The following is a 20,438-nucleotide window of genomic DNA, read 5'->3' on the forward strand; positions in this document are numbered from 1 at the left end:
GCCGATCAATGACCCAACGAAGGGTTGTTGTTGCCGAAGGATTCACAATGGATCGCCTGACCGAAATGGAAGCTTTCGCCACCGTCGTGGACCAGGGGGGCTTCACCGACGCGGCCAAGAAGATGGGCATCTCCAAATCGGCGGTCTCGAAACACGTCTCGGCGCTGGAGGCCCGCCTCGGCGCACGCCTTCTCAACCGCACCACCCGGCGCGTCAGCCCGACCGAGATCGGCCTGGCCTATTACGACCGCGCCCGCCGCGTGCTGACCGACGCAGGCGAGGCCGACGCGCTGGTCACCTCGATGCAGGTGGCACCCTCGGGCCTCCTGCGCATCTCGGTCGCAACCGACTTCGGCGTCAACCTGCTCTCGCCCGTGCTGGGCGATTTCCTGCGCGAATACCCCGATATCAACGTCAACATGGTGCTGAACAACCGCTATGTCGAACTGATCTCGGAAGGCTTCGACATGGCCATCCGCGTCGGCGACCTCGAAGACAGCACGCTGCGCGCGCGCAAGCTGACCGAGACCGGGCGGCGCATGATCGGCGCGCCCGCCTATTTCGAGAAATACGGCCGCCCGCAGAAGATCGACGACCTGAACGAACACAAGCTCCTGCATTATTCGAACCAGTCGAACGGCAATGTCTGGAAGATCACCGCCCCGTCGGGCGAACGCCGTCAGGTGCGCTCGGCGGGCTGGCTCACCGTCAATGACGGCCAGTCGCTCCTGCATGCCGCGATCGCCGGGCTCGGCATCGCCTATCTTCCGTCCTTCCTCTATGCCGATGCTATGAAGCGCGGCGAGGTCGAGGAAGCCATGCCCGACCTGCCGATGGAGACGATGGGCATCTATGCCGTCTACCCGCCGGGCCGCTTCACCCAGCCCAAGGTGCGCGCCTTCATCGACTTCCTGGCCCGGACCTTTGCCGAAAAGGGCCCCGACAACTGGTGAGGCCGGACCGGCCGCTCCGCTGCATTTCCCTCGGGGCCCTTCTCCGTCAGGGCCCACCAACTCGGGTCGAGGTGAGCACCACCTCGACCCGTCTGTTTCTTGCACGTCCCTCGGGCGTGGCATTGCTGGCCCGCGGCGCCAGCCAGCCCGCCCCTTCGGCACCGATCCGCGCCTCGGGGGCGCCGTGACGCGCGATCAGACGCGCCCGCACCGCCTCGGCGCGCCGCTTCGACAGCGCCACATTGGCCGCCAGGCTGCCGGTTGTATCGGTATGGCCCACCACGACCACCTGCGCCCAGTCATTCTGCTTCAGCCAGCCCGCCAGCGCCGCCAGATCCGCATCGGGCCCCGCATCCAGACGATCCGCCCCCGAGGCAAAGACCAGCCCCTCGAGCACCACGCGCCCCTCGGCGACAAGCCGCGCCCCGATCGCGGCTCCGTCTGCCCCCTCCGGCGTGGCCGCGGGGGTGCCCGGCTTGGCGGCGGGGCGGGCCTGCCCTTCGGCGGGCGTCTGCCCCGGCGCAACCGCTGCGGCGGAATCGGGCACCGCAGGATCGGGGGCCGCCTGGCGCGCGACCTCGGTCAGATGCACCCAGCCCGCGCGCGGCGACCGCGACACGACCATCGCCAGAAAGCGCCCCTCCTGGGGCTGCTCGGCCGCCAGATAGCGGAAATCGCCCAGATCGACATGCATCTCGGGTTCGGGGATCAGATCCATGGCAAAGCGGAAGTCAAAGCCCCCGCAGGTGTCGGTCTCGCATTCGAAAAGCACCCGAAACCCGGCCTTCGCAAGCTGGTCGCGCAGATCCGCCAGAAGCGCCAGCGTGCCCTGTTCATAGCCCGGCAGATGCCAGGCGCTCTGGTCGATCCGCCCCTCGAGCCGCCGCGTCTGCTGCCCCGTGGGCCGCCACGGCCCCAGCGCCAGGACATAGCTGTCAAAGGCGGCCTCGTGGCGCGCCGTCACCTCGGCCGGGCCGGGCATCAGCGGCAGGAATTCGGCCCGCGCGGGGCCTGCCGCCGCAAGGCCCAGCGCCAGAAGACCGGCCGCGGCTTTCATCCCGCCGCCCCCTCCGCGCGCAGACGATAATGATAGGCATCCGCCTCGTGCAGACCCGTCGCCCTGTAAAGCGCCAGCGCCCCGGTATTGGCCCGCGTCACCAGAACCCCCATCTGCCGCGCGCCATTTTCCGCAGCCCAATGCGCCGCCTCGCCCAGCATCGCCCGCGCCAGCCCCTTGCGCCGGTATTCGGGCGAGACATGCACCGCATGCAAAAGCGCGATCCCGCTGTCCGGGGCCAGCCCCACGAAGGCCACCCCCGCCGCCCGGTCCGCCGTGCGCCCCAGAATGGCGGCATGCGGCCCCGTCACCCGCGCCATGACCGCGCGCCGGGCCGGGCCGATCTGGCCCTCGTCCCAGATGGCGCGAGCAATCGCCAGCGGCGGCCAATGCGCGAATGCGGTGATCGGCGGCGGACGATGGCAGAGCAGATCCGCGACATCGGCCACCAGCACCTGAACCGGGTCCACCACCGCATAACCCCGCGCGGCCAGCTCGGCGTCCAACCGGTCCTCGCCCGCGCGCACCATCACCAGCGGCGGCTGGCCCAGCGCGGCCTGCGCGGCCTCCATCGCGGCAATGTCGGCGTCGGTGAAGCCGGGCGCGGCCAGCGTCGCGGCGCTGACCCGCTTGCCGCCGCCCTGCCCGTCGCGCACCGCAAAGGCGCCGGCGCTCACCACCGCGGCGGCGGGCCAGGTGGCGTCGATGGCTTCGAGAAGCGGGGTCATGCCTCCTCCGCGTAAAGCGCGCAGAGCTTCGTCATGGCCGCGTCGATCCGCGCCGCATCGGTGCCGCGCACGACCAGGTTCGTGCCATAGGCGCCATCCTTGACGAAGGGATAGGACCCCATGCTCAGATCCGGGAATTCGGCCGCCAGCACGCCGAAACTGTCGGCGATCGAGGCTTCCGCCTGCATCACCGTCAACGATTGCGACATCAGCGGCGCGCCCCCCGTCAGCTGCGGCAGCACCGAGGCCACCATCGCCTGAAAGATGTTGGGCACCCCGGCCATGACATGGCAATTGCCGATGCTGAAACCCGGCGCGGCCGAAACCGGGTTCTCGATCAGCCGCGCGCCTTCGGGAATGCGGGCCATGCGCAACCGGGCCTCGTTGAACTCGAGCCCGCGCGCGGCGTAATGGCGCGCCAGGATCTCGCGGGCGTCGTCGCGCACGCCGATCGGGGCGCCGAAGGCGGCCGCCACGGCGTCTGCGGTAATGTCGTCATGCGTGGGGCCGATACCGCCCGAGGTGAACAGATGGTCATGGCCCGCCGACAGGGTCTTCACCGCCGCCACGATGGTCTCGTGCACATCGCCCACCACGCGGATCTCGCGCAGGTCGATGCCCGCGCGCACCAATTCCCCGGCCAGATAATGGGCGTTTCCCTCGCGCGTGCGGCCCGAGAGGATCTCGTCGCCGATGATGAGGATCGCGGCTGTGGGGTTGGACATGGCGGGCACCTTCGGATGGCGGCTGGATCGGTTCAGGTATAGGCGCCGGGACCGCGCGGGGGAAGCCCGCTCTGGTCAAGGGGGCGCGGAGGGATTATCTGGGGGGCAAAGCGACAGGAGAAGCCCCGTGCAGAACCCCCGCGGACACGTGACCAAAGACGGCATTCGCATTCACGAAGAGGGCGATTTCGCCGGCATGCATGCCGCCGGCAAGATTGCGGCCCAGATCCTTGACGAGGTGGCCCCTCTCGTCGAACCCGGCGCCACCACCGCCACGCTCGACGATTTCATCCGCACCCGCATCGAGGAGCTGGGCGTGACCTCGGCCACGATCGGCTACCGCGGCTATCAGCATGCCTCGTGCATCTCGGTCAACCATGTGGTCTGCCACGGCATTCCCGGCACCAAGGTGCTGCGCGACGGCGATATCCTGAACATCGACGTGACCGTGATCCTGGACGGCTGGTATGGCGACACCAGCCGCATGTATGTGGCCGGCAACCTGTCGCGCAAGGCCGAGCGGCTGATCCAGGTCACCCATGACGCGCTGATGCTGGGGATCGCGGCGGTGCGCCCGGGCAATACTTTCGGCGACATCGGCCATGCCATCCAGACCTATGTCGAGGGCCAGCGCATGTCGGTGGTGCGCGACTTCTGCGGCCATGGGCTGGGGCGCGTGTTCCATGCGCCGCCCAATGTGCTGCATTACGGCCGCCCCGGAGCGGGTCCGGTGCTCGAGGAAGGGATGTTCTTCACCATCGAGCCCATGGTGAACCTGGGCCGCCCCGACACCAAGGTTCTGGCCGATGACTGGACCGCCGTCACCCGCGACAAGTCGCTTTCGGCGCAGTTCGAGCATTCGATCGGGGTCACCGCCGACGGCTGCGAGATCTTCACCCTGTCGCCCGCGGGCAAGTTCCACCCGACCTGGGGCTAAAAGCCCCCGACCCGGGGCGCGCGGTGGCCTCAGCCCGCCGCAGGGGCGCGGGCGGTGGCCTCAGCCCGCCGCCGCGGCCTCGGCGCCGACCTCAAGGATCGTGACCAGCGTGCCGCCATAGCTGCGCTGGTCAAGACGCCGCGCCCAGCCGGGCAGGACCGGGGGGGCGCCCTCCTCCCAGACGATGGTGGCACCGGGTGCCAGCCAGCCGCCTGCGCGCGCGCTCTCCAGCGCGGCCTCGCCCAAGGCCTGGCCATAGGGCGGGTCCAGGAACACCAGCCCGTAGCCCGCGCCCCGGTTCGGCCCCAGCCGCGTGGCATCGCGCCGCCAGACATCGGTTTCGCCCATGGCGCGCATCTTCTCGATGTTGGTGCGCAAAAGCGCACGCGCCGCGGCCCCGTCATCGACGAAGGCGACGCGCTGGGCGCCCCGCGACAGCGCTTCGAGGCCCAGCGCCCCGGTCCCGGCGAAAAGATCCAGCACCCGCGCCCCCGGCACCGGGTCGGGCCGGTTGGCGTTGCACAAAAGGTTGAAGACGGCCTCGCGCACGCGGTCGGTCGTGGGCCGCAGATGGGCGGCGGCATCGCCCGCGCCCACCTCGGCCAGCTTCAGCCCCCGCGCCCGCCCCGAGATGATGCGCATCAGGCCAGAAGCTCCTTGAGGTCGGTGGCCGTGTCGGCAATGGCCGCGGGGGCGGGATGGCGGCCCGCCTCGATCAGGCGGCGCCCGATCATGTAGGCGCGCGGATCGTTGAGCGCCTCGACCGCCAGCAATTCGCGGCCGCGGAAACACCAGACCGACTGCCCCGAGGGCCCCGGCCGCAGCACATGGGTGTCGGCCCCCTGCCCCAGCCCCGCGATCTGCAACTTGGCGTCATATTGGTCCGACCAGAACCAGGGCTTGGGCATATAGGGCTGGCCCGCGCCCAGGATGTTGGCCGCCACCAGATCGCCCATGTCGACCGCATTGCCCACGCTTTCCAGCCGGATGCGGCGCTCGCCCAGCGGGAAGGCGGCGCAATCGCCCGCCGCCCAGATCGCCGGATCCGAGGTGCCGCCGTATTCGTCGACCACGATGCCGTTCGACACGCTCAGCCCGGCGGCCTCGGCCAGTGCCGTCACGGGTTCCGCCCCGATCCCGGCGATCACGAAATCGCACGGCAGAAGGCGGCCGTCGGCCAGGCGCACCGCCGAGACGCGGCCGTCCGCACCTTCCAGACGTTCAAGCCCCATTCCCTCGATCAGCTGCACGCCCTGACCCTGGTGCAGCATCCTGAGCGCATCGGCCGTGGCCTCCGAGGCCACGCGCCCCAGGATGCGCGGCGCTGCCTCGACCAGCACGACATGCAGCCCCAGCTTGCGCGCCACCGCCGCCGCCTCAAGGCCGACATAGCCGCCGCCCACCACCACCAGCCGCGCACCGGGCCGGAATTCGGGCGTCATCGCCGTCACATCGGCCAGCCGGCGCACCGTGTAGACGCCCGCCAGATCGCCGTTCTTTTCCGCGGGGATGCGGCGCGGCGCGGCGCCCGTGGCCAGGATCAGCGTGCGATAGGGGATGGTCTCGCCGTCGGCCAGCCGCAGGCGGCGCTGGTCGCGGTCGATCGCCGCCGCAGGCGTCCCCAGCCGCAGCCGCACGCCCGCTTCGGCCCAGAAGGCCTCAGGGCGCAGAAGCATCCGCTCGAGGCTCATCTCGCCCAGAAGATAGCCCTTGGACAGCGGCGGGCGCTGATAGGGGGGCACGGGCTCGTCGCCGACCAGCGTGATCGGACCGTCGAAACCGCCCGTGCGCAGCCGCGCCGCCGCCGAGGCCGCCGCCTGTCCCGCCCCCACGATCACGATGCCGCTCATGCGTCCCTCCTCTGGCCGGTTGACTGCGCCACCCTATATCGAGGCCGGTTGAGGATGGCAAAGGAGGAAGGCCATGAGCATTCGCAAGGGCGACCGTCTGCCCGCGGCGACGCTACTGAAACTGGGGGCCGAAGGGCCGGCGCCCGTCGATCTGTCCACCCTGACGGCGGGGCGCAAGGTGGTGATCCTGGCCGTGCCGGGCGCCTATACCGGCGTGTGCACCACCGCCCATGTCCCCAGCTTCATCCGCGTGATGGCCGATCTGCGCGCCAAGGGCGTGGACGCGGTGATCTGCATTTCCGTCAACGACCCCTTCGTGATGGAGGCCTGGGGCCGCGACACCGGCGCAACCGAAGCCGGGATCGTGATGCTGGCCGATGCCGAAGGCCAGTTCACCCGCGCCATGGGCATGGATTTCACCGCGCCCCCGGTGGGGCTGATCGGACGCTCGCAGCGTTATGCGATGGCGGTCGAGGATGGCGTCATCCGTGTCCTTCACGCCGAGGACAACCCCGGCCAATGCGACATCTCGGCCGGTCCGGCAATGGTCGCGGCGCTCTAATCCGGCGCCAGGTGCCGCGCGCCTTCGGCTAGTCGCGCTCCTCGGGGGGCGTGACGGCCGGGCCACGCCGGAACGGGCCCCAGGCCGTCAGGATCTCGATCTCGTCGGCCAGGGCGCGGCGCTCGGCGTGCAGATATTGGTCCACCGCACGCTGGAAGCCCGGATCGCGCAGCCAATGCACCGAATGCACCGCCACCGGCATGTAGCCGCGCGCCAGCTTGTGTTCGCCCTGCGCGCCCGCCTCGACCCGTTGAAGGCCCTGCGCGATGGCCCAGTCGATGGCCTGGTGATAGCACAGCTCGAAATGCAGGAAGGGGTGGTCCTCGAGCGCGCCCCAATAGCGCCCGTAAAGCGTGTCACGGCCAATGAAATTCAGCGCACCCGCAACCCAGCGACCGTCACGCCGGGCCAGCACCATCAGCGCGTCATCCGCAAGCTGGTCCGCGGCCAGGTCGAAGAAGGCCCGCGTCAGATAGGGCCGGCCCCATTTGCGCGCGCCGGTCTCGCAGTAAAAGGTCCACATCGCCGCCCAATGCTCGGGCGCCAGATCCGCCCCCGTCAGCGCCACGATCTCGCCGCCGAAATCCTGCGCGCGGGCGCGTTCCTTGCGCAAGGCCTTGCGCTTGCGCGAGGACAGATCGGCCAGGAAATCGTCATGGCTGGCATAGCCGCGGTTTTCCCAATGGAATTGCTGCCCATGGCGCGCCAGATAACCCGCGGCCTCGGCAAGGCTGGCCTCGGCCTCGGTGCAGAAGGTGGCATGCACGCCCGACAGCGCGTTCTGCCGGGCCAGCTCCTGCATTCCCTCAAGAAGCGCGGCGCGGCCCGTCTCCTCGTGGCCCGGACGGGTCAGGAAGCGCCGCCCCGTGGCCGGGGTGAAGGGCACCGCACATTGCAGCTTGGGATAATAGCGCCCGCCCGCGCGCATATAGGCATCGGCCCAGGCGTGGTCGAAGATGTATTCGCCCTGCGAATGGTCCTTGAGATAGGTGGGCGCGACCGCGATCACCTCGGATCCGGCACGCGCGACCAGCGGGCGCGGCCACCAGCCCGACCCCGGCCCGACCGAACCCGACCGCTCCAGCGCCGACAGGAAGCGATGCGTGGTGAACGGATCAAGCGGGCGGCCCGCCCCTGATTCAGCTTCGGGGCAAGCACAGGCATCCCAGATCTCGGGGGAAATCTCCGAGACGCTTTCATGAACGGTAATCTCGATGGTCATCCGGCCCTCCGCGCCCCTTCCAGATGGCGCGCAGGGCCGGGCCGTCAAGTCAAAGGCGGCGCTCAGGTCAGAGCGGCGTTGTAGCCCTCGAAGATCACGTTGTGACCATAGGCGCGGGCCTTGCGCTCGTCGGCGATGCTGCGGCAGGTCCAGCACAGGATCTTGGCCCCGCGCGAGCGCAGCTCGGACATCCGCGGACGCAGGAGGTCGTTGTGGTCATGGGCCACGAAGCCGGCCGCGATCAGGTCGGTGTCCCAGCCCGGCACGGCGCGCAATTCGTCCAGCCGTTCGGCCGGCACGCCCGGCCAATCCTCGGGGGCGAAGGAACAGGTCACCAGCCCCAGCGGCAGCCCGCGCGCCGCGCGCCGCAGCGCCATCAGCGAATCCGGGTTGAAGGACATGCCCGCGACATTGCCGCCGTAATTGGTCAGCACCTTGCCGATGGCGTCTTCAAAGGGGCCGACGTTCTTGCCCAGCGCGCCGTCCTGATCCTTGACCTCGATCAGCAGCGGCACGCGCCGCACCACGGTGCGCAGCACCTCGGCCAGGGTGGGGATGGGCTCGTCGGTGCCGATCAGCCGCAGCTTGGCCAGATCCTCGGCGGTGTGATCCTTGATCCGGCCCTTCTGGCCGGTCATCCGCTCGAGATCCTCGTCGTGAAACACCATCGGCACATTGTCGGCCGAGGGCTGCACGTCGATCTCGATGCCATAGCCCACGGTGATCGCGGCGCGGATCGCGGCCAGGCTGTTCTCGGGGCGGCCCTTGGCGGCATCGTGGAAGCCGCGATGGGCCAGCGGCCGCGACAGGAAGTCCGACGGCAACGGAATGCGCATCACTTCACCTCCAGGATGGCTTCGACCTCGACCGCGACGCCGCGCGGCAGGCTGGCGGCCGAGACGGCCGAACGGGCATGGCGTCCGGCATCGCCGAAGACCTCGACCATCAGATCCGAGCAGCCGTTGACGACCTCGGGCTGGTCGGTGAATTCGGGCGTGGAATTGACAAAGCCCGTCAGCTTGACCACGCGCGCCACACGGTCCAGATCGCCCAGCGCCGCGCGCGCCTGCGCCAGGATCGCCAGACCGCAGATCCGCGCGATCTGGGCGCCATCCTCGGCCTCGAGGCTGTCGCCCAGCCGGCCGCCGATAGGGCCGTTCTTGCCCAGCGGGATCTGCCCCGAGATGTAAAGCATGTTGCCCGACAGCACATAGGGCACGTAATTGGCCGCCGGCGCCGGGGCGTCGGGCAGGGTGATACCCAGGTCTTCAAGACGTTTTTCGATATTTCCGCTCATCCGAGCCTCCCGATTCTATGACGGAAGGCTAGGGCGCGGCGCCGACATTGCCAACCGCCGCCCGACAGGCGCGGCGCAATTCCTGGCCCTGCCCCTGCCCGCGCCCGGATCCGGGTCTGCGCCCCGTTCCTCAGGCCACCAGCTCCTCGGCCCGCTTGAGGTCGACCGACACCAGCTGGCTGACGCCCTGTTCCTGCATGGTCACGCCGAACAGCCGGTCCATCCGGCTCATGGTCACGGCATGGTGGGTGATGATCAGGAACCGCGTGTCGGTGCGTCGCGTCATCTCGTCGAGAAGGTCGCAAAAGCGCGTGACATTGGCGTCGTCAAGCGGCGCGTCCACCTCGTCGAGCACGCAGATCGGCGCGGGATTGGTCAGGAACACGCCAAAGATCAGCGACAGCGCCGTCAGCGTCTGTTCCCCCCCGGACAGAAGCGACAGCGTGGACAGCTTCTTGCCCGGCGGCTGGCACATGATCTCGAGCCCCGCCTCCAGCGGATCGTCGCTTTCCACCAGCACCAGATTGGCCTCGCCGCCGCCGAAGAGATGGGTGAACAGCGTGCGGAAATTGCCGTTGACCTGCTCGAAGGCGGTCAGCAGGCGTTCGCGCCCCTCGCGGTTCAGCCCGGCGATCCCGGCGCGCAGCTTGGCAATGGCGGCTTCCAGATCGGCCTTCTCGGCGATCAGGGTGCCGTGTTCCTCGGCCACGGCGCGGGCGTCTTCCTCGGCGCGCAGATTGACCGCGCCCAGGGCCTCGCGCTGGCGGCGCAGGCGGGCGATCTCGGTCTCCAGTTCCGCGAGCGGGGGCAGATCGCCGATCTCCATCTCGCGCACCAGAACCGACGGCTCCATCTCCATTTCCTCGCGGATGCGGTCGGCGGCCATGATCTGGGCCTTCCGGGCGGCCTCGAGACGCGCCTCGGCGCGGGCGCGGATCTCGCGGGCCTCGCCGGCCAGACGCTCGGCCTCGCGCTCGGAAACGGCGGCGGCGCGGGCTGCGGCCTCGGCGGCCACCAGCGCGTCCGTTGCCACCGCCCGCCGTGCCTCGGCGGCCGTGATCGCCTCATCCAGCTCGGCACGGCGCTCGGCCAGTTCCTCGGGGGCGGCGGCGGCCTCGGCCAGCTCGTCCTCGGCCTCGGCGCGGCGTTCGGCCAGCTCGGCCATGCGCTTGCCCGCCGTTTCAAGACGCAGCCGCCAGCCCGAGACCTCGCGGGTGATCTCCTGGCGGCGCTTGAGGCGGGCCTCGCCCTCGCGGCGGATCTCGTCATGGGCCGAGCGGCGCGCCAGCATCGCCGCGCGCGCGGCCTCGACCGCCGAACGATGCGCCTCGGCCTCGGCCCGGGCGTCGTCAAGATCGGGCAGATCCTCAAGCGCCGCGAGCGCCTCCTCGGCGGCAGCCTGCGCGGCCTCGGCATCGGCGCGGTGGCGGGCTTCGGCGGCCTGCGCGGCGGCGCGCTTGCCCCCCGCGACCGAGCCCTCGGCCTCGGCGCGCGACAGCGCCCGCCCGGCCTCGGCCAATGCGCGGTCGGCCGCGCGGCGGGCCTCGCGGGCGGCGCTTTCGGCCGCGCCGGCGGCGGCGGCCTCGCGGGTCAGCATCTCGTGGGCCTGCCGCGCGCCCTCGGCCCGCGCGCCCGCTTCCTCGAGATCCTGCTTCAGCTCGACCAGCCGGTTGAGCTGCTTGAGCCGCAGCGCCGCGGCGGTGGGGGCATCGGCGGCAGCGGCCACGAACCCGTCCCAGCGCCACAGATCGCCCTCGGCGCTGACCAGACGCTGGCCGGGACGCAGCGCCGCCTGCGCCGCCTCGCCCGCGGCGCGGTCGGCCACCACCCCGGTCAGCGCAAGACGGCGCGCCAGCACCGGCGGCGCGGACACGAAATCCGACAGCGGCTGCACGCCTTCGGGCAGGGGCGGCACCGCGTCATAGCCCGGCAGGTCGCGCCAGCCCGAGCCCGTCGCCGCCGCGGGCGCGCGCAGATCCTCGCCCAGCGCGGCCCCGAAGGCCGCCTCGTGGCCGGGGCGAACCTGCACCTGATCCAGAAGCTGGTGGCCGGCCTGCGATTCGCGCTCGACCAGCCGCACCAGCGCCCCCGCCTCGGCCTTGAGCGCGCCCAGCTCGCCCTCGGCCGCCGACCGGGCCGAGCGCGCCTCGGCCTCGCGCGATTGCATCTCGGCGCGACGCTCCTCGGCCGCGGCCAGCGCGTCCTCGGCACCGGCCAGCGCCGCCTGCGCGGCCTCGCGCGCCTGCGCAAGCTGCGTCACATCCGCCGCGGCGCGGGCCTCGGCCTCGGCGGCGGCTTCGGCGGCCTCGGCGGCGCGGTCGGCCTCGGCCTCGGCGCGGCCCAAGGTCGCGCGGGCATCGGCCAGAAGGCGCTGGCCCGACTGGTGGCGGGCGGCCAGCCGCGCGACATCCTCGGCCAGCTGCGACAGCGCCGCCTCCTCGGCCGAGAGCGCCGCGGCGGCCTCCTCGGCGGCCAGAGCGGCGGCGGCCAGACGGTCCTCGTGGCCCGCGCCCGCCTTGGCGATCTGCGCGGCCTCCCAGTCCAGCCGGGCGATCATCTCGTCGGCGTCACGGTTCAGGCCCGCCTCGCGCTCGGCGTCGCGGTCCAGCTGGACGATGCGCGCGCTCAGCGTTGCGATGCGGTCGCGCGCGCGGGCGTCTTCCTCGTCCAGCTGATCGCGCTGCACGCTCAGCCGTTGCAGGATGGCCCCGGCGATGGCCTCTTCCTCGCGGCGGGGGGGAAGGGCGTCCTCGGCCTCGGCGCGCGCCTGCGCGGCCGCCCGCGCCGCCGCCTCGGCCTGACCCGCGCCACGCAGCGCCGTGTTCAGCTCGGCCTGCGCCTCCTCGGCCACGGCGCCCGCCTCGCGCCAGCGCGCCACCATCGCCCCCGCCTCGACCCGGCGCAGCGCCGCGGCAATTTCGCGGTAACGCGCCGCGGCGCGGGCCTGGCGTTGCAGCGCGGCCAGCTGCGTGGCCAGGTTCTCGACCACATCCTCGACCCGCGTCAGGTTCTGTTCGGTCGCGCTCAGGCGCAATTCGGCCTCATGGCGGCGCTGATAGAGCCCCGAGATCCCCGCCGCTTCCTCGAGGATGCGCCGACGCGCCCGCGGCTTGGCATTGATGAGTTCCGAGATCTGCCCCTGACGCACCAGCGCCGGCGAATGCGCCCCGGTCGAGGCATCGGCAAACAGCATCTGCACATCGCGCGCGCGCACCTCGCGGCCGTTGACCCGATAGGCCGAGCCCGCATCGCGGGTGATCCGGCGCACGACCTCAAGCTGGTCGGCCTCATTGAAGCCCGAGGGCGCCAGGCGTTCGGAATTGTCGATCGACAGCGCCACCTCGGCGAAGGCGCGCGCGCCGCGGCCCCCCGAGCCGGCGAAGATCACGTCCTCCATACCGGCCCCGCGCATCGCGGTGGGGCGGTTCTCGCCCATCACCCAGCGCAGCGCCTCAAGCAGGTTCGACTTGCCGCAGCCGTTCGGCCCGACAACCCCCGTCAGCCCGTCATGGATGACAAGATCGGTCGGATCGACAAAGCTCTTGAAGCCGTTGAGACGCAGCCGCGCAAACCGCAAATGTCCAGACCCCGCAGTTCGGATGATCGGCCGAGTCTGATCAGTGCCCCCCGGCCTGTCAACCAAGGCACGCAGGATATGCCCGCCCGGCGCAGGTTATCCACAAGATATGCGTTAACGCCCGGCATCACGGCCCCGACGTCGCAGGCGGAGGGGGCGACAATCGTGAAGAATTGCAATTTGCCCCCTTGCAGCTTATTTCGGGGCCAAGCGACCCGCGTGCGAAAGGCCCCGGCCAGATGAACTGGATCTCGAACTACGTCCGCCCCAAGATCAATTCGCTGTTCTCGCGCCGCGAGATGCCCGAGAATCTGTGGACGAAATGCCCCGAATGCGGGACCATGCTGTTTCACCGCGAGCTGTCGGACAATCTGAACGTCTGCACCAGCTGCGACCATCACCTGCCGATCAGCCCGCGTGATCGCTTTGCCACCTTCTTCGATGGCGGCATCTACACCGAAGTGCCGGTGCCCGAGCCGCTGGCCGATCCGCTGGCCTTCCGCGACCAGAAGAAATACCCCGACCGGCTGCGCAGCGCCCAGAAGGCCACCGCCGAAAAGGAAGCGATGCTGGTCGCCGAGGGCGAGATCGGGCGCACGCCCATCGTCGCCGCCTGCCAGGATTTCGGCTTCATGGCCGGGTCCATGGGCATGTATGTCGGCAATGCCATCATTGCCGCCGCCGAACGCGCGGTGGAACGGCGCCGGCCGCTGGTGCTGTTCTCGGCCGCGGGCGGCGCGCGCATGCAGGAGGGCATCCTGTCGCTGATGCAGATGCCGCGCACCACCGTCGCGGTGCAGATGCTGCGCGAGGCGGGGCTTCCCTATATCGTCGTGCTGACCCATCCCACGACCGGGGGGGTGACGGCCTCCTATGCCATGCTTGGCGACGTGCAGATCGCCGAGCCCAATGCCCTGATCTGCTTTGCCGGGCCGCGGGTGATCGAACAGACCATCCGCGAGAAGCTGCCCGAGGGTTTCCAGCGCGCGGAATACCTGCTGGACCACGGCATGCTGGACCGGGTGACACATCGCCAGAAGCTGCGCGAGGAAATCATCATCATCCTGCGCATGCTGCTGCGGATGCCGCCGCCCGTGGCCGCCGATCTGCCCGCGCCCAAGCCCGTGCATCACGAGCCCGTCGCCCCGGCCAGCGCCGAGACCACCCCTGAGGCGCCCGCACCGGCCGAGGCCGCGCCCGAGGCCCCGCAGACGCCCGAGCCGAAATAAGTGACCGACAGTTCGGACGCGATCCTGACCCGCCTGCTGTCGCTGCACCCCAAGGTCATCGACCTGGGCCTGGAGCGGGTGCTTGATCTGCTGCACCGGCTGGGCGACCCGCAGGAAGCCCTGCCCCCGGTGATCCATATCGCCGGCACCAACGGCAAGGGCTCGACCCAGGCGATGCTGCGCGCGGGTCTCGAGGCCGCGGGGGCGCGCGTCCACGCCTATACCTCGCCGCATCTGGTGCGCTTTCACGAGCGCATCCGCCTGGCCGGTGATCTGATCCCCGAGGCCGATCTGGCCGCGCTTCTGGCCGAATGCGAGGCCGCCAACGGCGCCGATCCCATCACCTTCTTCGAAATCACCACCTGCGCGGCCTTCCTGGCCTTTGCGCGGGTGCCGGCGGACTGGACGCTGCTCGAGGTGGGGCTGGGCGGGCGGCTCGACGCCACCAATGTCGTCGATCACCCGCGGCTGACGATCATCACCCCGGTCTCGATCGACCATCAGCAATTCCTGGGCGAGACCCTGCCCGAGATCGCCGGCGAGAAGGCGGGCATCCTCAAGCGCGGCGTGCCCTGCGTGGTCGGCCCTCAGCCCGAGGCCGCGCTCGAGGTCATCGAGGCCCGCGCCGCGCGGCTGGGCGCGCCGCTTCTGGTGCATGGCCAGCATTGGCAGGTCGAGGCTCAGGCCGGGCGGCTGATCTTTCACGACGAGACCGGCGTTCTGGATCTGCCCGCGCCGCGGCTGGCCGGCCCGCACCAGATCCAGAACGCCGGAATGGCGGTGGCGGCGCTGCGTGCCCTGGGCTTCGGCGAAAGCGCATGCGAGGCCGCGCTGACCCGCACCGAATGGCCCGCCCGGATGCAGCCCCTGCGCCAGGGCCCGCTGGTCGAGGCCGCGCCCGGCTGCGAGCTGTGGCTGGACGGCGGGCACAACCCGGCGGGCGGCGCGGCCGTGGCCGCCACCCTGCGCACGCTGCCGCCCCGGCCCACGCATCTGGTGGCGGGGATGCTCAACACCAAGGACGTGGGCGGCTACATGCGCCCGCTGGCCCGCGTGGCCGAAAGTCTGACCGCGGTCGAGATCCCCGGCGAGCCGAACACCCTGCCCGCCGAGACCACCGCCGCCGCCGCCCGCGACGCAGGCCTGCCCGCGCGCGTGGCCGACAGCGTTCTAGCCGCGGTGACGGATCTGGCCGCCGAACACCCCGGCGCGCGCATCCTGATCTGCGGCTCGCTCTATCTGGCGGGGCGAGTTCTGGCCGAGAACGGCTGACCTCCCCCGATCACACCCCGAGCCACGATCACGCCCCAGCCACGAAGAAGGCCCCCGCCGCGCGGCAGGGGCCCTTTTCATGAATCCACCGGGTGAGAGGTCTCAGGCCGCCTGAACGCCGCCCTGCGCCTCGGTCAGCACCGCATGCAGCGTGGCCGGGTCGGCATTGGCGCGCAGCTTGGCGCAGACCTCGGCGCTGCGCATCGTGCGCGAGACCAGCGCCAGCGCCTTGAGATGCTCGACCCCGGAATCCTTGGGCGCGAACAGCGCAAAGACCAGATCCACGGGCTGGCGGTCCACCGCGTCGAAATCCAGCGGCCGTTCAAGCCGCAGGAAGACACCGACCACCGTGTCGAGCCCGTGCAGCCGTGCATGCGGCAGCGCCACGCCATGTCCGACGCCGGTCGGGCCCAGGCTTTCACGTTCCTGAAGCGCATCGACCGTCTGGGCCGCATCCAGCCCATAGGCTGAATGCGCGATCTCACCCAGATCCTGGAACAGGCGTTTCTTCGAGGTGACGTTCGCCAACACCTTGACGGCGCCGGGCTGAAGCAGGTTCGAAAGTTGCATTCGTCCTTACATTTCCGCACCCCGTCGCGGGCGCCTTACTTGATGTTGCGCGGGTCGATCCAGCCGACGTTGCCGTCGTCGCGGCGATGAACGACGTTCACGCCCCCGTGCTTTTCGTTGCGGAACACCAGAAGCGGCGCTCCGGCAAGCTCCATCTGCATCACCGCCTCGCCGACGGACAGGGTGGGAACCTTGGTTTCCATCTCGGCCACGATGATCGGCGAAAGGCTCTCGGGCTCGGTCTCCTGATCCGCATCGCCCGCGGCGAGCACATACATCCCCGCCGCATCAAATTCAACAGGCTCGGACCGGTCGCGGTGATGGTCTTTCAGCCGGCGCTTGTAGCGGCGCAGCTGCTTGTCCATCTTTTCGCGGCACGATTCGAACGCGGCATAGATCTCGGTGGCATGGCCCGTGGCCGCCGCCGTCAGCCCGGTGGACAGATGCACCGTGGCCTCGCACAGGAACTGATGCGCATTGCGCGAGAACACGACGGTCGCATCGGTCGGACGTTGCGAGTATTTCTCGACCGTCTCGCCCAGTTCGGATTTGACGTGGGTTTGCAGCGCGTCACCAACGTCGATCTGTTTACCGCTGATCTGGTACCGCATGGTCTCTCCTTCAGGTGTCTGGACCGATGGGCACAGCCGCCGGCTTGCCCCCTGTCGGCCCCGTTAAAGCCGTTGATGAATGGAATATCGCAAACGCTTCGCCCCGGTGCGGCGAGCACGCCATAAGGCAGGAAAGGGGCGGGTTTCGCGTGGCTGTCATTGGCTTCATTTGGCGCCACTTGAACGGGCAATGTCAACGGCCCTGTGACGCTTCTTTGACTGACGTGGGAACGATCGCGGGCCGGCGCAAGGGGGCCGATCACGAAATCGAGAAGCCCTGCCCCAGATAGACGCGGCGCACGTTCTCGTCGCGCACGACCTCGGCGGTGGTCCCGCTCATCAGCACCCGTCCTTCGTTCAGGATATAGGCGCGTTCGACGATCTCCAGCGTCTCGCGCACGTTGTGATCGGTGATCAGAACGCCGATCCCGCGCGCCTTGAGGTCATGGACCAGCGTGCGGATCTCGCCCACGGCGATGGGGTCCACCCCGGCGAAGGGCTCGTCGAGCAGAAGGTATTTCGGGTCGGCCGCCAGGCAGCGCGCGATCTCGGCGCGCCGCCGCTCGCCCCCCGACAGCGCCAGTGCGGGCGCGGCACGAAGATGCGCGATCGAGAATTCGCCCAGCAGCTCCTCGAGCCGCTCGCGCCGGCGATGGGGGTCACGCTCGACGATCTCGAGCACCGCCAGGATGTTGTCCTCGACCGACAGGCCGCGGAAGATCGACGCCTCCTGCGGCAGATAGCCGATCCCCAGCCGCGCGCGGCGATACATCGGCAGGCCGGTGACGTCGCGCCCGTCGATGGTCACCCGCCCCGCATCGGGCGCGATCAGCCCGGCGATGTTGTAAAAGCAGGTGGTCTTGCCCGAACCGTTGGGCCCCAGCAGCGCGACGACCTCGCCGCGGGCCAGATCCAGCGACACGTCGCGCAGCACCGGGCGCTTGCGATAGCTCTTGCGCAGGCCGCGCACGCTCAGCCCCGAGCCCAGCGGCGCCGCATCCGGACTTGTGACGCCGTCCTTCACTCCGGCGCCCCCGACGGCGCGATCACGGTGCGCACGCGCCCGCCCATCCGGCCGGTGCCGGTGGTCAGATCCACGTCCAGCCGCTGGCCCGACATCACGCTGGGCCCCTGGGTCAGCACCACATCGCCCGTCATCACCACCTGTCCGGTGGCCGGCGCATAGGTCGCCTCGCGCGATTCGGCGGCATCGGCGGCATTGACCAGCGTGACGCCGCCGGTGGCGTGAAGGCGGCGGATGCGACGGCGGTCGGTGCCGTCCTCATATTCGACCTCGAGACGGGCGGCGGCCATGCGCATGGCGCCCTGCACCACCACCACATTGCCCGAGAAGACCGCCATGCCGGTGGCTTCGTCCACGTTCAGACGGTCGGCGGTGATCTCGACGGGCAGCGAGGCATCGGCGCGGATCCCGCCGAAGCTGATGCCTTGCGCATCTGCCGGCAGACCCGGTCCGGTCACGAGAGCGGCGCCAAGCGCGGCACAAAGGGCAATCGGTCGAAGGCGCATCGGGGTCATGTCGTCAATCCTTCGGGCGATATATCAGCTTAACGCCGCCATTGAAAACCAGAACATGCGTCCCCTCGGGGTCATCGGGGCGCGGCGAAAGCTCCATCGCGCCGGCGTTGATGCGCCCCAGCGGGCCGGTGCCCGAGACCGGACCGGGGCTTTTGAGCCACGACGCATCGGTGCGCCCCTCGACCCGGTCCGAGGACAGCCGGTAGCCGTCCGAGGTGTTGATCTCGACCGCGCCGACCAGTTCGATCTCGCCCCGCGCGGTGTCGATCGCGCCCCCGCGGGCCGCAAGCCGCGCCACCAGCCCCGAGGCGGTCTCGAGGCGGGCGGTCATCGCCTCGACCTGGCCGCGGCCGGGGGTGTCGGGATCGGGGCGGGCCTGGCGCGCCCAGACGGTCAGCGCCGCGCCATCCTGGGTCAGGCCCGAATATTCGGCGCCGCCCATCTGCGGCTCGCGGGCCAGTTGCTCGACGTCGACATCCGAATAGGGCACGGCGTCCGAGGGGTCGATCCGGTCGGAAAACAGGAACATCGTCGACAGCAGGATCAGCGCCGTCAGCGGCAGCACGATCTTGAGCCACGCCACGATGCGGGAATGGATGTTGTCAGACCCGTGCCGCATCGCGCCGCCGCCCCCCGTTTGCCGCGTCAGGCCACGCCTGCGCGCAGGCAGTCGTGGATATGCAAGATGCCCGCGGGGCGGCCGTCGCCGTCGGGGTCCAGAACGAACAGACAGGTGATCTTGCGCCCGTTCATCAGCCCCAGCGCCTCGGCGGCCAGCGCATCGGGGGCGATGGTCTGGGGATCGGCGGTCATCACCTCGCCGGCCGTGCGCGCCAGAAGGCCGTCCATGTGGCGGCGCAGGTCGCCGTCGGTGACGATGCCGCGCAGCCGGCCCTGGGCGTCGGTCACGCCCACCACGCCGAACCCCGCGCGCGAGATGACCAGCAGCGCCTCGGGCATGGGCGTCGTGTCGGGCACCAGCGGCAGGGTCGCGGCGCCGTGCATCAGGTCGCGCACCCGCGCCAGACGTGCGCCCAGCTTGCCGCCGGGATGAAAGGCGCGGAAATCCTCGGGGGTGAAGCGGCGATGCTCCATCAGCGCGACGGCCAGCGCGTCGCCCAAGGCCAGCGTCATCGTGGTCGAGGTGGTCGGCACGATCCCCGTGGCACAGGCCTCGGGCGCCTGCGGCAGCACGATCGCCACGTCGGACTGGCGCAGAAGGGTCGACTCGGCCCGACTGGCCACCCCGATCAGCGGAATGCCGAAGCGCCGCGTATGGGCGACGATATCCGACAATTCGGGCGTCTCGCCGGAATTCGACAGCACCAGCACCACATCGGCCGGCGTCACCATGCCCAGATCGCCGTGGCTGGCCTCGGCGGGGTGGACGAATTGCGCCGGCGTGCCGGTCGAGGCCAACGTCGCCGTGATCTTGCAGCCGACATGGCCCGACTTGCCCATGCCCGACACGATCACGCGGCCCTTCGCGGCCAGGATCAGTTCGACCGCGCGGGTGAAGGCGCCGTCCAGGCTGGCCGCCAGCGCCGACAGGCCGCCGGCCTCCATCTCGATGACGCGCCGCCCGGTGGCGACGAAGGCGCCGGGCGCGTTGAGGGTCTCAGTGGTGGAAGATGTCATGGGGCTCCTCCCATCCCAGCAGGTCAAGCTGCGCCCGCGCGGGCAGGAAATCGAAACAGGCCTGCGCCAGCGCCGCGCGCCCCTCGCGCGCAAGGCGGCGCTCCAGCTCGTCCTTGAGGCGGTGCAGATAGAGAACGTCCGCGGCAGCATATTCCATCTGCGCCTGCGTCAGATTGGGCGCGCCCCAGTCCGAGGTCTGCTGCTGCTTGGAAATATCGACCCCCGCCAGTTCCGCCAGCAGGTATTTCAGCCCGTGCCGGTCGGTGAAGGTGCGCACCATCTTCGAGGCGATCTTGGTGCACCAGACCGGCGCCGTCACCACCCCGAAAGCATTGTAGAGCGCGGCAATGTCGAAGCGCGCGAAATGGAACAGCTTGATCGTCTCGGGGTCGGCCAGCAGCGCGCACAGACGCGGGGCGCTGGTCTGGCCGCGGTCGATCTGGACCAGATGCGCATGGCCGTCGCCCGAGGACAGCTGCACCAGGCACAGCCGGTCCCGGCGCGGATCGAGACCCATCGTCTCGGTGTCGATGGCGACCACGGCCCCGAGGTCCAGCCCCTCGGGCAGATCGTTGCGGTGCAGGTGAATGGTCAACTCGCGGCTCCTTCTCGGGTCGGACGCAGGCGCCGTCCGGCGGGTTCTGTCTCAATAGGCCCGGTCGCGCGGCGGT

Annotated in this window: 21 protein-coding genes; 5 read left to right on the top strand and 16 right to left on the bottom strand. The window is 70.3% G+C overall.

Going from position 1 to position 20,438, the window contains the following annotated elements; all coding sequences use genetic code 11:
• The first annotated feature begins 47 nt into the window (after window positions 1-47).
• A complete protein-coding gene (locus BW949_RS03340; protein WP_076363463.1) occupies window positions 48-953 on the top strand; it encodes a LysR family transcriptional regulator in 906 nt (301 codons plus the stop codon).
• A 46-nt stretch (window positions 954-999) separates the two neighbouring features.
• On the opposite strand, the gene BW949_RS03345 is transcribed toward BW949_RS03340, so the two are convergent.
• From BW949_RS03345 to BW949_RS03355, 3 genes are read right to left on the bottom strand one after another with little or no spacing between them, the layout of a single operon-like run.
• Window positions 1,000-2,010: an OmpA family protein gene (locus BW949_RS03345; protein WP_076363464.1), complete on the bottom strand. Its 1,011-nt coding sequence runs from the start codon at window positions 2,008-2,010 to the stop codon at window positions 1,000-1,002.
• Window positions 2,007-2,738 carry a GNAT family N-acetyltransferase gene (locus BW949_RS03350; RefSeq protein ID WP_076363465.1) on the bottom strand — a complete coding sequence of 244 codons (732 nt, stop codon included), beginning with the start codon at window positions 2,736-2,738 and terminating at the stop codon, window positions 2,007-2,009. Before BW949_RS03350 ends, BW949_RS03345 begins: the two co-directional genes overlap by 4 nt.
• Window positions 2,735-3,463 (bottom strand): competence/damage-inducible protein A, encoded by a 729-nt coding sequence (locus BW949_RS03355; RefSeq protein WP_076363466.1) that lies wholly within the window; start codon window positions 3,461-3,463, stop codon window positions 2,735-2,737. The genes BW949_RS03350 and BW949_RS03355 overlap by 4 nt, the downstream gene beginning before the upstream one ends.
• 127 nt (window positions 3,464-3,590) lie before the next feature.
• Here BW949_RS03355 and map point away from each other — a divergent pair, with 127 nt between their 5' ends.
• Window positions 3,591-4,400, top strand: coding sequence for a type I methionyl aminopeptidase (gene map, locus BW949_RS03360; RefSeq protein ID WP_076363467.1), 810 nt, complete (start codon window positions 3,591-3,593; stop codon window positions 4,398-4,400).
• A 60-nt stretch (window positions 4,401-4,460) separates the two neighbouring features.
• Here map and rsmD read toward each other — a convergent pair whose 3' ends face one another.
• Together rsmD and BW949_RS03370 are read right to left on the bottom strand one after the other, a co-directional pair.
• Complete coding sequence (rsmD, locus tag BW949_RS03365) at window positions 4,461-5,042, bottom strand: 16S rRNA (guanine(966)-N(2))-methyltransferase RsmD (protein WP_076363468.1); 582 nt, start codon at window positions 5,040-5,042, stop codon at window positions 4,461-4,463.
• Complete coding sequence (locus BW949_RS03370) at window positions 5,042-6,250, bottom strand: NAD(P)/FAD-dependent oxidoreductase (RefSeq protein WP_076363469.1); 1,209 nt, start codon at window positions 6,248-6,250, stop codon at window positions 5,042-5,044. The genes rsmD and BW949_RS03370 overlap by 1 nt, the downstream gene beginning before the upstream one ends.
• A 73-nt stretch (window positions 6,251-6,323) precedes the next feature.
• Here BW949_RS03370 and BW949_RS03375 point away from each other — a divergent pair, with 73 nt between their 5' ends.
• Window positions 6,324-6,812 (top strand): peroxiredoxin, encoded by a 489-nt coding sequence (locus BW949_RS03375; protein ID WP_076363470.1) that lies wholly within the window; start codon window positions 6,324-6,326, stop codon window positions 6,810-6,812.
• 28 nt (window positions 6,813-6,840) lie between these two features.
• On the opposite strand, the gene BW949_RS03380 is transcribed toward BW949_RS03375, so the two are convergent.
• From BW949_RS03380 to BW949_RS03395, 4 genes are all read right to left on the bottom strand, one after another.
• Entirely contained in the window at window positions 6,841-8,034 is a 1,194-nt protein-coding gene (locus BW949_RS03380) for a GNAT family N-acetyltransferase (protein WP_076363471.1), read from the bottom strand.
• Between the two features lie 62 nt (window positions 8,035-8,096).
• On the bottom strand, window positions 8,097-8,870 hold the full coding sequence (locus tag BW949_RS03385; RefSeq protein WP_076363472.1) for a glycerophosphodiester phosphodiesterase family protein: 774 nt from the start codon (window positions 8,868-8,870) through the stop codon (window positions 8,097-8,099).
• Window positions 8,870-9,331 (bottom strand): RidA family protein, encoded by a 462-nt coding sequence (locus BW949_RS03390; protein ID WP_076363473.1) that lies wholly within the window; start codon window positions 9,329-9,331, stop codon window positions 8,870-8,872. The genes BW949_RS03385 and BW949_RS03390 overlap by 1 nt, the downstream gene beginning before the upstream one ends.
• Window positions 9,332-9,461: 130 nt before the next feature.
• The gene (locus BW949_RS03395; protein ID WP_076363474.1) at window positions 9,462-12,908 is read right to left on the bottom strand and encodes a chromosome segregation SMC family protein; all 3,447 of its coding nucleotides are present in this window, start codon (window positions 12,906-12,908) and stop codon (window positions 9,462-9,464) included.
• A 239-nt stretch (window positions 12,909-13,147) separates the two neighbouring features.
• Here BW949_RS03395 and accD point away from each other — a divergent pair, with 239 nt between their 5' ends.
• Together accD and BW949_RS03405 are read left to right on the top strand one after the other, a co-directional pair.
• Window positions 13,148-14,137, top strand: coding sequence for an acetyl-CoA carboxylase, carboxyltransferase subunit beta (gene accD / locus BW949_RS03400; protein ID WP_076363475.1), 990 nt, complete (start codon window positions 13,148-13,150; stop codon window positions 14,135-14,137).
• Window positions 14,138-15,409, top strand: coding sequence for a bifunctional folylpolyglutamate synthase/dihydrofolate synthase (locus BW949_RS03405; protein ID WP_076363476.1), 1,272 nt, complete (start codon window positions 14,138-14,140; stop codon window positions 15,407-15,409).
• 102 nt (window positions 15,410-15,511) lie between these two features.
• Here BW949_RS03405 and BW949_RS03410 read toward each other — a convergent pair whose 3' ends face one another.
• From BW949_RS03410 to BW949_RS03440, 7 genes are all read right to left on the bottom strand, one after another.
• Complete coding sequence (locus BW949_RS03410) at window positions 15,512-15,979, bottom strand: PTS sugar transporter subunit IIA (RefSeq protein WP_076363477.1); 468 nt, start codon at window positions 15,977-15,979, stop codon at window positions 15,512-15,514.
• A gap of 35 nt (window positions 15,980-16,014) precedes the next feature.
• Window positions 16,015-16,590, bottom strand: coding sequence for a ribosome hibernation-promoting factor, HPF/YfiA family (hpf, locus tag BW949_RS03415; protein ID WP_076363478.1), 576 nt, complete (start codon window positions 16,588-16,590; stop codon window positions 16,015-16,017).
• A 259-nt stretch (window positions 16,591-16,849) separates the two neighbouring features.
• Window positions 16,850-17,614, bottom strand: coding sequence for an LPS export ABC transporter ATP-binding protein (gene lptB / locus BW949_RS03420; protein ID WP_076363479.1), 765 nt, complete (start codon window positions 17,612-17,614; stop codon window positions 16,850-16,852).
• Window positions 17,611-18,129, bottom strand: coding sequence for an LptA/OstA family protein (locus tag BW949_RS03425; RefSeq protein ID WP_076363480.1), 519 nt, complete (start codon window positions 18,127-18,129; stop codon window positions 17,611-17,613). Before BW949_RS03425 ends, lptB begins: the two co-directional genes overlap by 4 nt.
• Before the next feature lie 4 nt (window positions 18,130-18,133).
• On the bottom strand, window positions 18,134-18,748 hold the full coding sequence (locus BW949_RS03430) for a hypothetical protein (RefSeq protein ID WP_076363481.1): 615 nt from the start codon (window positions 18,746-18,748) through the stop codon (window positions 18,134-18,136).
• Window positions 18,749-18,774: 26 nt separating this feature from the next.
• Window positions 18,775-19,767 carry a KpsF/GutQ family sugar-phosphate isomerase gene (locus BW949_RS03435; protein WP_076363482.1) on the bottom strand — a complete coding sequence of 331 codons (993 nt, stop codon included), beginning with the start codon at window positions 19,765-19,767 and terminating at the stop codon, window positions 18,775-18,777.
• Window positions 19,748-20,362, bottom strand: coding sequence for a ribonuclease D (locus BW949_RS03440; protein ID WP_076363483.1), 615 nt, complete (start codon window positions 20,360-20,362; stop codon window positions 19,748-19,750). Before BW949_RS03440 ends, BW949_RS03435 begins: the two co-directional genes overlap by 20 nt.
• Window positions 20,363-20,438: the final 76 nt, after the last annotated feature.

It is taken from the genome of Phaeovulum vinaykumarii, from assembly GCF_900156695.1.
GTDB lineage: Bacteria > Pseudomonadota > Alphaproteobacteria > Rhodobacterales > Rhodobacteraceae > Bieblia_A > Bieblia_A vinaykumarii.

Excerpts from the sequence above, each read along its gene's own strand:
- BW949_RS03380 (WP_076363471.1), bottom strand. The coding sequence starts at position 8,034 with ATGACCATCGAGATTACCGTTCATGAAAGCGTCTCGGAGATTTCCCCC.
- hpf (WP_076363478.1), bottom strand. The coding sequence starts at position 16,590 with ATGCGGTACCAGATCAGCGGTAAACAGATCGACGTTGGTGACGCGCTG.
- accD (WP_076363475.1), top strand. The coding sequence starts at position 13,148 with ATGAACTGGATCTCGAACTACGTCCGCCCCAAGATCAATTCGCTGTTC.
- BW949_RS03370 (WP_076363469.1), bottom strand. The coding sequence starts at position 6,250 with ATGAGCGGCATCGTGATCGTGGGGGCGGGACAGGCGGCGGCCTCGGCG.
- BW949_RS03340 (WP_076363463.1), top strand. The coding sequence starts at position 48 with ATGGATCGCCTGACCGAAATGGAAGCTTTCGCCACCGTCGTGGACCAG.
- BW949_RS03410 (WP_076363477.1), bottom strand. The coding sequence starts at position 15,979 with ATGCAACTTTCGAACCTGCTTCAGCCCGGCGCCGTCAAGGTGTTGGCG.
- BW949_RS03435 (WP_076363482.1), bottom strand. The coding sequence starts at position 19,767 with ATGACATCTTCCACCACTGAGACCCTCAACGCGCCCGGCGCCTTCGTC.
- BW949_RS03355 (WP_076363466.1), bottom strand. The coding sequence starts at position 3,463 with ATGTCCAACCCCACAGCCGCGATCCTCATCATCGGCGACGAGATCCTC.
- BW949_RS03425 (WP_076363480.1), bottom strand. The coding sequence starts at position 18,129 with ATGACCCCGATGCGCCTTCGACCGATTGCCCTTTGTGCCGCGCTTGGC.
- BW949_RS03375 (WP_076363470.1), top strand. The coding sequence starts at position 6,324 with ATGAGCATTCGCAAGGGCGACCGTCTGCCCGCGGCGACGCTACTGAAA.
- BW949_RS03345 (WP_076363464.1), bottom strand. The coding sequence starts at position 2,010 with ATGAAAGCCGCGGCCGGTCTTCTGGCGCTGGGCCTTGCGGCGGCAGGC.
- BW949_RS03350 (WP_076363465.1), bottom strand. The coding sequence starts at position 2,738 with ATGACCCCGCTTCTCGAAGCCATCGACGCCACCTGGCCCGCCGCCGCG.
- BW949_RS03390 (WP_076363473.1), bottom strand. The coding sequence starts at position 9,331 with ATGAGCGGAAATATCGAAAAACGTCTTGAAGACCTGGGTATCACCCTG.
- rsmD (WP_076363468.1), bottom strand. The coding sequence starts at position 5,042 with ATGCGCATCATCTCGGGGCGGGCGCGGGGGCTGAAGCTGGCCGAGGTG.
- BW949_RS03430 (WP_076363481.1), bottom strand. The coding sequence starts at position 18,748 with ATGCGGCACGGGTCTGACAACATCCATTCCCGCATCGTGGCGTGGCTC.
- BW949_RS03385 (WP_076363472.1), bottom strand. The coding sequence starts at position 8,870 with ATGCGCATTCCGTTGCCGTCGGACTTCCTGTCGCGGCCGCTGGCCCAT.